Annotated in this window: 12 protein-coding genes and 1 tRNA gene; 4 read left to right on the forward strand and 9 right to left on the reverse strand. The window is 48.9% G+C overall.

Annotation, left to right across the window (positions count from 1 at the left end; all coding sequences use genetic code 11):
• Nucleotides 1-20: 20 nt before the first annotated feature.
• From ACKFKH_RS14585 to ACKFKH_RS14600, 4 genes are all read right to left on the reverse strand, one after another.
• The gene (locus ACKFKH_RS14585; protein WP_446859042.1) at nucleotides 21-2,555 is read right to left on the reverse strand and encodes a GUN4 domain-containing protein; all 2,535 of its coding nucleotides are present in this window, start codon (nucleotides 2,553-2,555) and stop codon (nucleotides 21-23) included.
• A 341-nt stretch (nucleotides 2,556-2,896) separates the two neighbouring features.
• Entirely contained in the window at nucleotides 2,897-3,490 is a 594-nt protein-coding gene (locus ACKFKH_RS14590) for a Uma2 family endonuclease (RefSeq protein WP_446859043.1), read from the reverse strand.
• 25 nt (nucleotides 3,491-3,515) lie between these two features.
• The gene (locus tag ACKFKH_RS14595; protein ID WP_446859044.1) at nucleotides 3,516-5,117 is read right to left on the reverse strand and encodes a slr1306 family protein; all 1,602 of its coding nucleotides are present in this window, start codon (nucleotides 5,115-5,117) and stop codon (nucleotides 3,516-3,518) included.
• 245 nt (nucleotides 5,118-5,362) lie between these two features.
• Nucleotides 5,363-5,439 (reverse strand) — tRNA-Met (locus tag ACKFKH_RS14600).
• 179 nt (nucleotides 5,440-5,618) lie between these two features.
• Between ACKFKH_RS14600 and ACKFKH_RS14605 the strand changes: the two genes are divergently transcribed.
• Both ACKFKH_RS14605 and ACKFKH_RS14610 read left to right on the forward strand, forming a co-directional pair.
• Nucleotides 5,619-6,335, forward strand: a complete 717-nt coding sequence (locus ACKFKH_RS14605) for a response regulator (protein WP_446859045.1) — start codon at nucleotides 5,619-5,621, stop codon at nucleotides 6,333-6,335.
• A gap of 34 nt (nucleotides 6,336-6,369) precedes the next feature.
• A complete protein-coding gene (locus ACKFKH_RS14610; protein ID WP_446859046.1) occupies nucleotides 6,370-7,470 on the forward strand; it encodes a sensor histidine kinase in 1,101 nt (366 codons plus the stop codon).
• A 356-nt stretch (nucleotides 7,471-7,826) separates the two neighbouring features.
• Here the strand turns inward: ACKFKH_RS14610 and ACKFKH_RS14615 are convergent, their stop codons facing one another.
• Nucleotides 7,827-9,233 carry a tetratricopeptide repeat protein gene (locus ACKFKH_RS14615; protein WP_446859047.1) on the reverse strand — a complete coding sequence of 469 codons (1,407 nt, stop codon included), beginning with the start codon at nucleotides 9,231-9,233 and terminating at the stop codon, nucleotides 7,827-7,829.
• Nucleotides 9,234-9,337: 104 nt separating this feature from the next.
• Entirely contained in the window at nucleotides 9,338-9,538 is a 201-nt protein-coding gene (locus ACKFKH_RS14620; RefSeq protein ID WP_446859048.1) for a hypothetical protein, read from the reverse strand.
• A 391-nt stretch (nucleotides 9,539-9,929) separates the two neighbouring features.
• On the opposite strand from ACKFKH_RS14620, the gene ACKFKH_RS14625 reads away from it, so the two are divergent.
• Entirely contained in the window at nucleotides 9,930-10,868 is a 939-nt protein-coding gene (locus ACKFKH_RS14625; protein ID WP_446859049.1) for a DMT family transporter, read from the forward strand.
• 164 nt (nucleotides 10,869-11,032) lie between these two features.
• Here the strand turns inward: ACKFKH_RS14625 and ACKFKH_RS14630 are convergent, their stop codons facing one another.
• On the reverse strand, nucleotides 11,033-11,542 hold the full coding sequence (locus ACKFKH_RS14630; protein ID WP_446859050.1) for a L,D-transpeptidase: 510 nt from the start codon (nucleotides 11,540-11,542) through the stop codon (nucleotides 11,033-11,035).
• 225 nt (nucleotides 11,543-11,767) lie between these two features.
• Nucleotides 11,768-12,355, reverse strand: coding sequence for a hypothetical protein (locus ACKFKH_RS14635; protein WP_446859051.1), 588 nt, complete (start codon nucleotides 12,353-12,355; stop codon nucleotides 11,768-11,770).
• Between the two features lie 517 nt (nucleotides 12,356-12,872).
• Between ACKFKH_RS14635 and ACKFKH_RS14640 the strand changes: the two genes are divergently transcribed.
• Nucleotides 12,873-13,685: an SGNH/GDSL hydrolase family protein gene (locus ACKFKH_RS14640; RefSeq protein ID WP_446859052.1), complete on the forward strand. Its 813-nt coding sequence runs from the start codon at nucleotides 12,873-12,875 to the stop codon at nucleotides 13,683-13,685.
• Nucleotides 13,686-13,917: 232 nt separating this feature from the next.
• Here ACKFKH_RS14640 and ACKFKH_RS14645 read toward each other — a convergent pair whose 3' ends face one another.
• Complete coding sequence (locus ACKFKH_RS14645) at nucleotides 13,918-14,139, reverse strand: chlorophyll a/b-binding protein (RefSeq protein WP_446859053.1); 222 nt, start codon at nucleotides 14,137-14,139, stop codon at nucleotides 13,918-13,920.
• Nucleotides 14,140-14,191 lie beyond the last annotated feature (52 nt).

The raw sequence follows: 14,191 nt of genomic DNA on the forward strand, positions 1-14,191 counted from the left end.
CCGATTTCCCCTCTAACTTTTCACCTTTGACACAAAACTATTGACATACCCTTGCAGAATTTATTCCAACTCTCCTCGTGATAGTGACCGTCTAATGGATTGTTTGTCTCAACGTAGATTTGCTTTTGTACACTAAATCCAAATTGTTCACCACTAAATTTCACCCACAACTGATCAATAGTGCGGAGGTCTTCACAGGGAAACTTCTGCATGTCTTCTTCATTCAGGTGTCCTTTTTCTTGTTGCTCCGCAACTTCCAGCATTACATTAAATGTTTCTTGATCGGCTTCCTGCCAGCGTCCGTTTGAGAGATAGTTTTGTAGCGATCGATATCGATCATGAAGCACAGTCCGCACTACTCGCAAGGCGTTACTGGAGCGGTCGAGCGAGTCAGTGTAAGTGATGAAGCTGTTGAGATCGGGCGATACTTGCAATTCTTCAACAGTGGGTAATCGATAGTCATACACGACACGTTTAGATTGCAGATGCACCTGTGTTGATAACCATGCACAAAACCAACGCGCATCTTGCCAACTGATATCCATTACGGGTTGATTTTCTTGTCCTACTGGAGTTTGCACGATCGCTGCTTGAGAATGAAACTGTCCGGTGGTTTGTGCTGTGAGAAATAGTTGATATTCACTCCAGGTAATGTAGTGTTCGGTGATCGTAGTCTTTGGGTCGATCGAGATCAAATCTTCGTGAAATCGTTGCTCCAATTGTACTTTTGCTTTAAGTTCGTCTGTCAAGTTTGCCGCTGTGAGTGCTTGAGACAATTGGTTTCGCAGTTTCGCATCGACTTTGCTGTTTTCTTCGATTGTCATTCGTCGTGCCAAAGTTAAGGCATATTCAGTGCGACTCTCTAAAGCAAGCTCAACGAATTTTGTCGCACCCTGCAACGCTGCATAAAAGCAAATTACTTCTTTCCAATCGGGGTTGTGAAACTGCTCGATCAATACTGCTTCCTGATTTTGTTCGCTTAGTTCGACGGCAGCTAGATACTCCTGAAAAGTTTTGTGCGTGAACTGATAGAGATTGCTTTCGCCACCCGCCAACAGCCCCGCAATGTCTTGAATTTCTTGCAAAAACTTCTTAGTCGTGAGCGTCCCATCCGGCCCTAGCTCAGACAACTTGACTTGAATCCACTGCGCGGCTTGAGTTGGGGTAAACTGCGTCACATTCTGCTGGGTCAGATTTACCGCCAAAATTTGCAGCACCGCTTGATTGTCTTCAGCAGATTTGAGGGTTAGCTGAGTTTCCCGTCGGTTGGGACGAATCTCTAACAGCGTTTTGAAAATCTCTTGATAAAGCGTGACTCGACGAGTTGGAAGCGCGATCGACACCTGATGCGTAATCGCAATGATCGTCACCAAAAGCGGATTGTTAGCCAACTCATTGAGCGCTGGGTTTTGGGCGAGTTGATTGATCAGCGCGATCGCACTTTCTTGAGCATCTGAATCGGTTTGCGCCTCGACCTGATCGCGATCTAGTCGTTTCGAGTCTACTTGCGTTTGACTTCGCTCCAGTGCAGGTTGCCAATAGTCTTCCTCACGAGCGCGATACCACTTGTGAATAAAATCCGACTTTTGTTCTCGATTAAAGTCACGGATGCCAACTTGCTGCATATTCTCAAACAATGTGCTGTCATAGCCATGCGATCGAGATGTGAGAATCAACGGTGTCGGGTAGTTTTGCATTTGCCAATTTGCCCATCGGCTCACCTTCTCGCGCTGTCCATCGGGCACCTCATCCAAGCCATCCAGCATGATCAGACACTTCCCCTGCTGCAATTGCTCTTTGAACCATTGACTCGACGCTTTCAACTCCTCACACAGCGGCAACCGTCGAACTTGATCGGTGATCAAATCAGGTAATGTGGGCGATCGCTCATCCTGAATCTGAGTGTAAATTGACCGCAGCAACAACAACACCGGAATCAGCCTTTGGGCACGATGTTCTCGATACGATTCATTTGCATAGTTGAGAGTTAGAAATCGCGTCAGTGTGGTTTTGCCATATCCTGGATCAGCGACGATCGCCAATCGACAAACCTGACTTTCTAGACGATCCACGTTTGGCAACAGATCCCAAATGCTTTTGATGCGGTCAACCTGAAACGCTCTTGTTGGATCAGAATCTAATCGAACGGGCACAAAAACTTTCTCTAACGGCAAAGGCTTTAAGTAGCCCTTCACCCCTTCAATCTTTAACTTGTCGCAGTAGGCTTTGAGCGCTTCAAGATACTTTTTCTCAAATCCAGACGCTTGACTAAAAACGCTTTCGCCTTTCTTGACGGCTGCATTGCCCATCTGATCCAACCCTTCTTCAGCCCGCTTGTGGACAGGTTGCATCAGCTTCACCACATACCCCGCCCCTAACGCAAAAGCCGCCGAAATCATCGCCTTGGGCAGATCGCTCTCTCTAAAAAACGACCACAGCGCATTCGCGCCACCCCCCGCTACGATCGCCTTGAGAATAATATCTGCAACCTGCTCTGATCGATTGGGGGACTTTGACTCAGACGACGTTTTTGCTGAGGGCGATTCTTCAGACACGGCGTTTTCTACCGAAGGCGATCTCCTTGAGATACCCGCAAGGGGTCGCTTCTCATACTAACCTGTGTCTTTTTATATTGTGGCGAAAGAAGGATTTAAGGGATCACACGCTAATTTGATGTTCAGTCTCTCCCATTCGATTGTGAGCGTATCCAACTCAATTGGCAGCCCGTCCGATTCGATTGTCAGCCGCGCTTATTCGATTGGCAGTCCGTCTTATTCGATTGGCAGTCCGTCCTATTCGATTGGCAGTCCGTCTTATTCGATTGGCAGTCCGTCCTATTCGATTGGCAGACGCTCACTTTGAATTCACCCGATCGCACAAGCTTTGTCAAGAGAGCTTATTGACTCCGCAATGCATCTCGAAAAGCCATCACCCCATCGTGTTGATCAGGAATCATTGCACATCGTACCAACAGATCCAAATCTAACTCTGGAAGAAACTCACTTTGAGAAATCTGCTCATACTGATCCGCTCGCAAGCGGTAAATCACAAGGTTACCTTTGCGCCATACCCAGACTTCAGGCACTTCTAGCCCACGATAAATCTCTAGTTTATTCAGCAACCCACTGGTGACGATCACCTCGATCGCAATATCAGGAACTTCCTTTATAGAACCAATGCAGTAACATTCATCAGGTTCTAGCCCTCGTTCTTTTGCTTGTTTACGATAGGTTGTAGACCCTAGACCATAGACTCGAAGATTGACCTCTAATACATAAAGCTCTAGCAATCGAGCAAGCGTTTTTTTGACCCCTTCATGTTCATCAGACGGCATAAATAGTTCAAGATTTCCCTGCAAATAAAACATGTGTAAGCCAGAATGACTCTCATCAAGGAGCGATCGCAGCGTTTCGTACTGCTCCCATGTCACATTAGACAGGAGGAATCGTTGCTCTTTAACTGCTTGCGCCTGCTCTAGTTCTAGATTCACTTTGGCCTCCGACCTAACATCATAATTAAGACAATAGAACTTCTTCAGCAACGGGTAACTCTAGCGGAGCAACGGGTAACTCTAGAGGAATGTTTTCTGCTTGCTCAGGTTCACTCACTAACTTGGCACCCAATTGCAATGGTTCTTCTTGTGGTTTGGGTAAAGCATCAAATTGTTGTACAGGGGCAGGAGGTTGCGTTGGTGTAGAAGGTTTAAGTCGATCGACCGCCTGTTTGACAAACATCTGTAAGAATGAAATTCTCTGATTTTGCTGAAAGACCGTTTCTAGGATTTGTTGGAGTCGGTCGCGCTTCACAGGTTCCCCCGCCGCTTCGCCCTCAAAGTATTCAATCAGCGTCAAGCCAGCCAGCCGAGTCAGATAAGCCGCACTCACCCCTTGCATCAAGCCCCCCGCCACATAAGTCACCATATTGGTTTTGAGAATGGCGGCGATCGCCTGCGTCGAAACTTCCACCAGTCCCAATTTCATCATCAGGCCCGCCATTGTACTCGCCACGGTTTTTGCCTGAGAGAGGGAGAATTTTTGTTGATATAAACTGCCTAAATCCATCACCATTTGCACATTGATTGCCGCTGTCGCCAGCAGATCCAATGCGGGAAAAGGATTCGCAAACGTGGTCGTCGCTACTATCCATTGGGACTGATCAATCACAGGTAAAGCCCGATCGCGCCGTACCTGATTCAAGGCTTTTTTGGCTTCAGTTCTCAACTCTTTTGCATTGCCAAGCGAACTCGCTAATACAAGCTGTTGACCTTCGTGTAATAGAATCTCGTTAAGCCGATCGACCAGAGGTGCGATTTGAAATCCGCGCTGCTCAAGCCATTCATTAATCGTGCCATCTGATTCGTGTCGTCGGACTTTGACAGGTTGTGGGCAAGTTGCGATCGCGACTACATCTAAATCACTCAACATTCCCTGCGATCGCTGTCTGAGCTGATGCAAAATTGCCTGCTGTTCTTCGGGCAAATACTGATCTTGTTTATTAAAAACTAGAATGATGCGCTTGTGAGCGGCTGCCAGTTTTTGCATTGCCTGAAACTCAGTTGCTGTTAAATCGCCATTGGTGATGAATAAGATCAGGTCAGTCGATCGGGCCCGCTTCCAGGCAGTCTGTTCGGCAATGATGCCCTCTGCGGAAAACAGTTCCGGTGTGTCTTCGAGCGTCAGTTGCGAAAGGTTAGCCGCCCAGTGCGCTTTTAATAGCTGGGTCAGCGTGGTTTTGCCCACCGACTTACCGCCCATTACCGCCAACCGAATCTGATCGCGATGCAAATCAGCCGCAATTTGATGAATCTGCGATCGCAACTCTGACAATTGTTGGGCGCTACCGTCGATCGTCAAATCCTGCACTTCAGAGGCTAGTTGATTGATCACCCCTTCGGCTTCTGATAGGGCCGTTTTTACCGTTGTCAAATTCATGGGAACTGCTGCTTTAGAAACAGTCGTCAAACTAGACTGAAACTTGAGAAACAACCAGGCAATTCCACTGCCCAACACGATCGCAGGTGTCCAGTCGCCCACGCTACTCAGGATTTCTAGCAACCAGGTCAACAGAGCCAAACCGACACCACCTAAAATCAGCGATCGCTGCAACTGAACCGTCATATCAGACACACTTTCAGACTACTGACTTCCAGGATAGAACAAACTTTCGCCCCTGAACCAAACCTGGCACGCAGGCCCTTCAGGAGGATGAGGGAAAACGTCGATGATCTGTTCCCCCTTTGGGGGTAATCCGCTGCGCGAGGAGGGATGAAAGAATTGCTTCTCTGGGTTCAGGGTAATTATAGATAGCAAAAAGATAGCAAAAAGCCCTGGAACTTTGTAGAACCAAGGCTTTTCGTTTTATTTGGTGGCGGGGCATGGATTTGAACCATGGACCTTCGGGTTATGAGCCCGACGAGCTACCAGACTGCTCTACCCCGCGTTATTTCCAACTCATCTAATGTAGCAGCTATTGTTGTGATTTGACAAACTTATTTTCTAAATTGGATGAATCCCCATTAGCAAGGCAGTATGAAGGAGGCTCAAATGCCAGCCTGAAGCCGTCATCTCAAACAGCTTGCTCGATCTCTACCCCTGATAACCCGACCTTTGATAACCCGCATGGATATTCTGATTGTTGAAGATGAAGCCGAAATCGCCCAACTGATTCAGCTTTATCTCGAAAAAGAAGGCTTCTCTTGTCGCACCTGCCGCGATGGACTGACGGCCCTTCAGATCTTTCAAGACCAAAAGCCCGATCTGATTATTCTCGATTTGATGATTCCTGCGTTAGACGGTCTAGAAGTTTGCGCTCGAATTCGGCAAAAACCGGGCAGCAAAGATCCCTATATCCTAATGTTGACCGCACGAGGCGAAGAACTCGATCGCATCATTGGGCTTTCGACTGGGGCAGACGACTATATGGTCAAACCCTTTAGTCCCAAAGAGTTGGTGGCCCGCGTCCGGGCGCTTCTCAGAAGAACGCTGCGTCAGGGCGGACAAACCCAAAACTATCGCACCGCCAGCTTTATGGTTGACTTGGATCAGCGATCGGCCACCCGCCACCTCAACGACCAATCAGAACCCCTCGATCTGACCACCCTCGAATTTGATCTGCTGTCCACGTTTATGAGCTACCCCGGCCGCGTGTGGAATCGGACGCAACTAATCGACAAGCTGTGGGGCGACAATTTTTTTGGAGATGAGCGCGTTGTCGATACCCACGTTGCCCGCCTACGAAAAAAAATCGAACCCGATCCCGCCAATCCCACCTTTGTCAAAACCGTGATCGGGGTCGGCTACAAATTCGAGGATTTAGCTCTCAACGGCTCTCCCTAAAAGACCTTCATCCCTCATCCCTCATCCCTCCCGTATGGCAAAACTCGGACTACGAGCCAGACTGTTTCTTTCACATACGATCGTCATGGTTGTGGGACTGTTCACCCTACTGGCGATCGGCAAGTTTTACTCGCCCTGGCTGTTTGTGCTGCATCTAGAAAAGTTGCAAGAACGGGGGTTGGATGTTCGCTATTTTCGGCGGCAGCTTGTCGATGGGTTTGATTCGGCGTGGAGTCGGGGGGCGTTTTGGTCAGTGATTGTCGGCGGGACGACAGCCGGAGGATTGAGCTATCTCGTTTCAAAACGTATTGTCAAACCGCTGATCCAAATGGAACATATCACCCGTCGATTTGCATCCGGCAATCTAGAAGAACGAGTGCCCCCCCATGAAATTCCAGAGTTAAATCGGCTGGCAGAAAGCTTTAACTACATGGCAGAAGAGTTGAAGGGAGTCGAACAACGCCGTCGTGATTTGGTGGGTGACCTGACCCACGAGTTGAGAACGCCGCTCACCGTTCTGGAAGGCTACCTTGAAGGGCTGGCAGACGGCACGATCGACGCTTCCCCGGACATCTATCAACGCCTCGCCAAAGAAACCACTCGTCTCAATCGGCTCGTCAACGACCTACAAGAACTGTCTAAAGCTGAGGCAGGCTACCTCCCTATCCACGCAAAACCGCTGTATTTGCGTCCTTTGATGGCGGCACTCGTCCTGAGATTTTCTGACCAACTGTTAGAAGGGGGCACGATCTTACGATTGGACTGTCCGACCAATTTACCGATGGCGATCGCCGACCCCGAACGAGTCGAACAAATTCTCATCAACCTGATTGGCAATGCGTTGCGCTATACGCCCGATGGCAGGGTTACTCTGCGGGCCTGGAGTCAGTCAGACAAAATTTGGATTGCGGTCGTCGATACCGGGCAAGGCATTTCAGCCGAAGATTTGCCCCATGTGTTTGAGCGATTTTGGCGATCGGATCGATCCCGCGATCGCTCATCTGGCGGCACTGGGATTGGGTTAGCCATCTCTCGCCGCTTAGTTGAATTGCAAAAAGGCACTATCACTGCCGACAGCGAATTAGGTAAAGGGAGTACGTTTCGATTTTCGCTGCCGATCGCGCGTGAAATGTAGATTCTTGGACGTTAGACCGATTCTTTGTGCCGCTTCACAGAGCCGTGAATTCGATGGGAGTTTTTCGCTTCGGTCTTCAGCGCTTCTGCCCCCCAACCCCCCAATCTGGGGTAGGGCTGATTCATTCTGATTAAGGGAAAATCAAGGAAACCCAAAACCCTGATTCTTTCATTTGGATGGTTCTTAGCAACTAATGAGGGAATCGGCTGTTCGCTTTTCTCTCCCTAGAATAAATCAACCCTACCCAATCTGGGGGACTATTAGATACTATTCTTCGTTCAAAGTCCCTCACTCGTGGGAGATTTAGGGGGCTGCCCGGATTTGTAACGGCAGCGAAGGATTTCATCGAATTCACGTCAGAGAGAGTTGGTATTAGACGCAGATGCGGAACTGAGGGAGAGGAGTGTTTGAAATCGGGAGTCTTGGCGCAGACTGTCCAGGTTACGATCGCCCCTAGCAATCTCTCGATAGCGAGGCGCTAAACTAATGGCTCGTCTTAGATGCTCTAGTGCCCAATCCGAATTATTTTGCAAGGCGTAACAGCAAGCCTCTTGATAAAACGCGATCGGGTCGTTGGGGACGATTCCTAATGCTTTGTCGTAGCTGATGATCGCCTCAGTGTAGTGACCTGCGTGTTGGAGCGCCAGCCCCAGAGAAAGCCATCCTTGCTGATTGTAAGGTTCTAGCATCAAGGCGCGAATGTAGCTGCCGATCGCTTCTTCATATCGTCTCACGCTGTCCAACAGGTTGCCGCGATATTGCCAGATTTTGGCGTGGTTGGATTGGAGCACCAAGGCCCGATCGAGACTTTTGAGGGCTACTTCAATTTGATCGAGTTGCCAGAACGCCAATCCGCGCATGACCCAGGCTTTAACGTTTTGAGGATGGGCGACAACGGCTCGATCAAAGCACTCAGTCGCGGTTTGCAATAGCCCCAGTCTTCTCAGCACAATGCCCAGGTTACACAGCAGATAAGGGTCGTCAGGCTGAAGCTTAAGTGCTCGTTCAAAGCTCGATCGCGATTCTTCTAACCGACCCAGCGATCCTAAAACAACGCCTCGCATTCCCCACGTATGAGGATGATCAAGTTTGGCGCTGATGGCGGTCTCAAGGCTTTCCAGGGCATCAGAGAAGCGTTCTAATTTCCACAAACTGTAGGCGCGAATATTCCAGAGTTTGATCGCTTGCGGGTTGAGATGCAGTGCCCAATCGATGCTCTCGATCGCCTGCCGATGCGCGCCAAGTTGACCCAAAATTCGACCTCGATGTCCCCATGCTTTGGGAAACTCTGGCTGAAGGGCGATCGCTTGCTCTAAACTGGCAAGTGCCTCCTGGGGACGGTTGAGCAAAGCTAGAATTTTGCCGCGCTGATACCAAAATTTTGGGCGGTCGGGGGCGAGTTCGATCGCTTTGTTAAAGTGAGTGAGAGCAGATTCGTAGCGTCCCAGTTTGACTAGCGCACGTCCGCAGTTGTATCGGGCTTTGGGGTCGTCAGATTTGAGCGTAAAAGTTTGTTCGTAGCTGGCGATCGCAGCTTCATAGCGCCCCAACTTGCCCAACACATACCCTCGGTAGTTCCAGGTGTGCGATTTATCTGAATGGGTTACCAACGCTTTGTCAAGGCAGTCGATCGCGGCTTCATGCCAGCCCAACTCGCTCAAAACAATGCCTTTGGAATACCATCCTCCCGACTCCGTTGAGTCAATGTCTAACGGAACTGTGTCTGAGACACTGGCGCGATTTTTACAGCTTAAATTGACCAAAGTACACCTCCAAATGCTCGGCACCCAACCATCACTAAGGGATGATTCAACACCGAAGTCTCTATTTACGTTGAAGGTGATGCAACCTGATTGAAAAGCTTACTCTATGACTCTGACAAGACCCATTCCCAGAGGGTCAACCGTCTGACTTGACTTTGCTCTGTTTGACTCAGTGGTATTTCTGACAAAACTGCTCGCCGCAGGTAATTTTGATCAGCACTGGTGATGTATCCGGTGGATAAGATGCGATCGATGACCTGTGTAAGGGTAGGGGAGGAGGCAGATTGATCGTCAACCGTCATCATACGAAAATCGTTAGGAGGGCAATCCGAACCGCTTCTGTGATGGATATCAACCAGAGTAGCGAGGTGTCAGGTCAGTCATAAAGCGGTGAGCTGGCAACCCTGACCTATTTGAGGGTGGCTACGTGGAGATAGAACTTTTTTAACTCGACTTAAGTGATTTTGCGTATATCGCTCGGCGATCGTCAACTTCGTTCACAAAGTTTTTACTTAGTTGAAAAATTTCTGCTGTTCTGCCTCACACTCACTTTATGAAAATTCCGAAAAAGTGTGCTTTGAGACGGCTTCAAGTTTCTTTGGGCAAGTCCTAACCAAGTCCTAACATTAGGTATAGAGCGGGTTTAAGAAATGCAAGGTATGGTACTGAAGGGAAAAACTGTCACCAAACCCTCTAATGCCCCTTCATCACAGTTCAGGACGCTGGCAACTTGGTTTAGGGCTATCGCTGACGACGACACTTCTTTGGGGTGTTTTGCCCATCGCGCTCACGATCGCCCTTCAGTCGTTGGATGCTTACACGCTTACGTGGTTTCGCTTTGTCGTTTCCTTTAGCTTGTTGGCGATTTATCTAACGGCGGTTCGTCGGTTGCCAAATCTACGAAGTCTACCCGTTCAGGTGTGGAAATTATTGGCGATCGCGACTGGATTCCTCGCGCTCAATTATCTGCTATTTTTGCAGGGCTTAATCCGAACTTCACCAGCGACGGGAGGCGTTTTTAATCAGCTTTCTTCAACGTTGATGGGGCTGGGCGCTCTGGTCATTTTTAAGGAGCGATACACCCTATGGCAATGGCTGGGATTGACGGTTCTTTGTGCAGGAATGGCACTGTTTTTTCAGGAGCAGTTGCGGGTTTTGGTGAGTCAAGTCGATCGCTACATCCTGGGCGGTGGGCTGCTAGTAATCGCTTCAATCTTGTGGGCTATCTATGCGCTGGCCCAAAAACAGCTATTACAGCGACTTCCCTCTTCAGCCATCATGCTGGTGATTTATGGAGGTTCGGCATTGTTGTTTACACCGATCGCAGTTCCTCAAAAAATTCTGACCCTCACCGCATTCCAGTGGGCGATTCTTTTGTTTTGCAGTCTCAACACGTTAGTTGCTTACGGGGCATTCGCAGAAGCATTAGAGCATCTGGATGCGTCACGAGTCAGCGCTGTGATCTCCTTAACGCCGATTGTTACGATCGTCTCGGTCTTCACCTTATCGCTGCTGTTTCCAGGGCTAAAGTTTCCTCATCAACTTAGCGTTCTTGCTGTCATTGGTGCCATATTTGTGGTTGTGGGATCAATGACGATCGCAGTTTCAAAAACGCAGCGTTCCTCATCTGATTAACGTGAATTTAAGAAACCGCTTTACTTCGATTACAAGTAGGGATTTTATCGAATTTAGATCAACCCAAGAACTTTCAACTGAAAATCTTACTTCAAGCCTCGCAAAGTAAGAGCTTGGGGCAGAAATGCCAACATCGAGAAAACCTGAAGTAACTCCACAACTGACTAATTGACCACAGATACAGGCGTACCCAAACCTACTTGATAGTACAAATCTTCCACATCGCGGGCGTACATCCGAATGCAGCCATGAGACGCAGCCTTGCCCACGGATTTTGTGTCAGGCGTTCCGTGAAAGCCAATCCAGTTGGTGCCATCTGTCCAAAAGCCAATCCAATAATTTCCTAAAGGATTGTTTGGGTCACCCGTTGGCACCACTTTGCCATTCATCGGATTAATCCAAGTCGGACTCTGCATCATCTGCTTGACTTGAAACTGACCCGTCGGAGTCTCCCAACCCTCACGCCCAATCGCGATCGGATAAGTTTTGAGCCGCTTTTTGCCCGAATAAACGCCCACCTCACGCCGATTTAGAGAAATTACCAGACGAATGGGTTCGTTTGCCGTCTCAGCGGGTGCTTCAGACTTTTGAGGGCTGGGAGTCGAGATAGGTTGTGAAGGCGGCGGTACACTTTCAGAATTGACTCTTGGCTGACATGAAACCGCAGTTTGCAAAAGGCAACTCAGTGCGAGTAATCGAAGCGACTCCCTGCAAGTAACTCGAAGAGATCGCTGCCACAAAAATTTTCCCATCTTCTTCCCAAAGAGATCAGAATTAGCTTTTCAAAAAATTCTACTCCACCCTGAGAATGCAGAATGATGAATCTGATGATTATCTTTTGTTCACCATTCTGCAAAATCGACGGCTGTTAACACGACCGGAAGCGATCGCTTAACTTCCTACCAAAGGGCCCGAACGCCACCTGACGCGCCTCCATTTGTGGTACTTGGAGTGGTTGAGGTGCCCGTGTTAGGCGTGGTGTCAGTCGAACCGTCCGTGCTGGGGGTTGTCGTCGTATCCGTTGTCCCGCCAGGAGTGATGGTGCTATCGGGCGTTGTGGTGGTGCCTGCTCCAGGAGTTGTTGTATCCGTAGGGCCTGCTCCAGGAGTTGTCGTGTCTGTGGTGCCTGTACCAGGAGTCGTTGTATCCGTAGTGCCTGTACCAGGAGTTGTTGTGTCTGTGGTGCCTGTACCAGGAGTCGTTGTATCCGTAGTGCCAGGAGTCGTTGTATCCGTCCCACTTGTGCCGCCTGGAGTCGCACTACCTGGGGTTGCACTACCTGGGGTTGCACTACCTGGGGTTGCACTACCCGGAGTTGCGCTGCCTGGGGTCGCTTGAGATTGGAGGAGTTGAGACTGACCGACTTGACTTTGAGCGGCCCCGTTATTGGAAGGTTGGCGCAAAGCAAACGACGGCAAACTCAGTAGAGCGCTGACACCAGCAACTCCGATAATGCCAGCAAGAATCTGAGTATTTTTTGAATTCATAGCTATCTCCTCAACAGTAGTGATGGTAGGCAGGTAAAGCGGTTCTCAAATCTATCAGCTTGCAGATTTGTCTAGAATACCTTGGGGTGAATCAACCTCAAAACCGCTCTAGACAAGAGGGTAAATGATTGAAAGGGCTTAATAGATCGTTACAGTAGCGTCTCTGTTTGCCGCCCTTGGAGACTAACGCCGTTTGTTTTGAAAGAGCATCTACCAAAAGTTAGGGATCATCCAATCAGCCAACGTGTAAGTTGACAGGGGTGAACCTGAAAGTCTGTTGGCCTTTGCGCTTCGGAAATCGGGACTAGAGGAGGCGGGTTTACCGACGCACGATCGCGCTTCAGTCCGTTAGCCTAAGTAAAGTGATATTACAGAACGCTGGATCGATCCTCAATTCTGTATTCATCCAAAATTTTTCCAAGTCTGCTGCCCCAATTTGCGATCGCGTGTGAAAAAACTGATCTTCGCGGCGGGACTTTCGTTCCTGGCTTTTATCATGGTGTTTGCAACAACTTCAATGCACAAGTCTTCTGACAAAATCAATCAACTGTATGTGTTTGGCGACAGCCTCTCTGACGTGGGGGTAGTGTTTCGGGCGACAGGGGGGCAATATCCGCCCAATCCTCCCTATTTTGAAGGGCGCTACTCAAATGGTCAGGTCTGGGTCGAGCACCTCGCCGCTCAATTGGCGCTGACTCCCGATCGCAATACCAATTTTGCCTGCGGTGGAGCAACCACGGGAACCAGCAGTCTCAACGGCATTCCAGGACTGGGAGGACAAATTCAAAACTTTGTCAAAGCCAACCAAAAATTAGATCCAACCGGGCTGTATGTGGTTTGGGCAGGCGCAAACGACTATCTCTATGGGGCAACCAACCCAACGATCGTGCTAGAAAATCTGTCTCAAGCGATTACAGCGATCGCCAACAAGGGGGCAAAGAAAATTCTGGTAGCCAATTTACCGGACTTGGGGCAGCTTCCAGCGACACGCAACAATGCGAATGCTGGGGCCTTGAGTGCTCTTACTAAAACCCACAATTCAGGGTTGTCTGACAGGCTAAATCAGTTGAGTCAAAAATTGCAGCCTGATACAACGCTGATTCAAATGGATGCTTACGCGCTGTACCGGGAGGCGATCGAGAATCCAGCTAAGTTTGGTTTTACAAATGTCACGAGTGCTTGTTTAGACGGTTCTTGTCTTCAGCCCGATCGGTTTCTCTTTTGGGATGGCATTCACCCGACTACCGCGGCCCATCGTGTCTTGGCAGAAAGAGCCACTTCTGCGCTAAAAACCAAACTCTCATTCAATCTTCCTTCTGGGAAGATCTAGTAAACCAAGAGATTACGTCGATAATAATTTTGTTCAAGATCCTTGGGCTTACGATCGTTCCATTTCAAAGGATTTGTGAACAAAAACAATCCCACAATAATAGGGGGCGTATCTCTTGTACACGTCCCCCTAAAACCAGCTATGCGTTTTGAAATCTATAAAGTCATAACCAGCCCAGGAATAAATCTGCCACTTTCAGAAAAAATTACCCTGGCGTGCAGCGTTCTCAATACTACTTGGCGGTGTAGCTGACAAAGTGCAACACATCACGCAGGACGCTGTAGCCAGCCAAGTCCCACAGCAGATATGCGAGAAAACCAATCATTGCAAACCGACCGTTCCAGATTTCTGCTTGAGGATTAAAGCCAAACAGGAAAGCGTTGCGATCGACACCGTTGTACTCAGTTGCGATAGGGGGCAAATCAGTGGTGGCGCGGGTTTCTTTGCTTTGCATTTTTTTAGTCCTTTAACAACAACTCGTTATATTTCTTATAGTATGGGTCAAG

The sequence above is a fragment of the Phormidesmis sp. 146-20 genome (assembly GCF_052939475.1).

What these genes read in the sequence shown, in the direction of transcription:
- ACKFKH_RS14595 (WP_446859044.1), bottom strand. Translation starts at nt 5,117, where the DNA reads ATGACGGTTCAGTTGCAGCGATCGCTGATTTTAGGTGGTGTCGGTTTG.
- ACKFKH_RS14605 (WP_446859045.1), top strand. Translation starts at nt 5,619, where the DNA reads ATGGATATTCTGATTGTTGAAGATGAAGCCGAAATCGCCCAACTGATT.
- ACKFKH_RS14610 (WP_446859046.1), top strand. Translation starts at nt 6,370, where the DNA reads ATGGCAAAACTCGGACTACGAGCCAGACTGTTTCTTTCACATACGATC.
- ACKFKH_RS14620 (WP_446859048.1), bottom strand. Translation starts at nt 9,538, where the DNA reads ATGATGACGGTTGACGATCAATCTGCCTCCTCCCCTACCCTTACACAG.
- ACKFKH_RS14625 (WP_446859049.1), top strand. Translation starts at nt 9,930, where the DNA reads ATGCCCCTTCATCACAGTTCAGGACGCTGGCAACTTGGTTTAGGGCTA.
- ACKFKH_RS14635 (WP_446859051.1), bottom strand. Translation starts at nt 12,355, where the DNA reads ATGAATTCAAAAAATACTCAGATTCTTGCTGGCATTATCGGAGTTGCT.
- ACKFKH_RS14640 (WP_446859052.1), top strand. Translation starts at nt 12,873, where the DNA reads ATGCACAAGTCTTCTGACAAAATCAATCAACTGTATGTGTTTGGCGAC.
- ACKFKH_RS14645 (WP_446859053.1), bottom strand. Translation starts at nt 14,139, where the DNA reads ATGCAAAGCAAAGAAACCCGCGCCACCACTGATTTGCCCCCTATCGCA.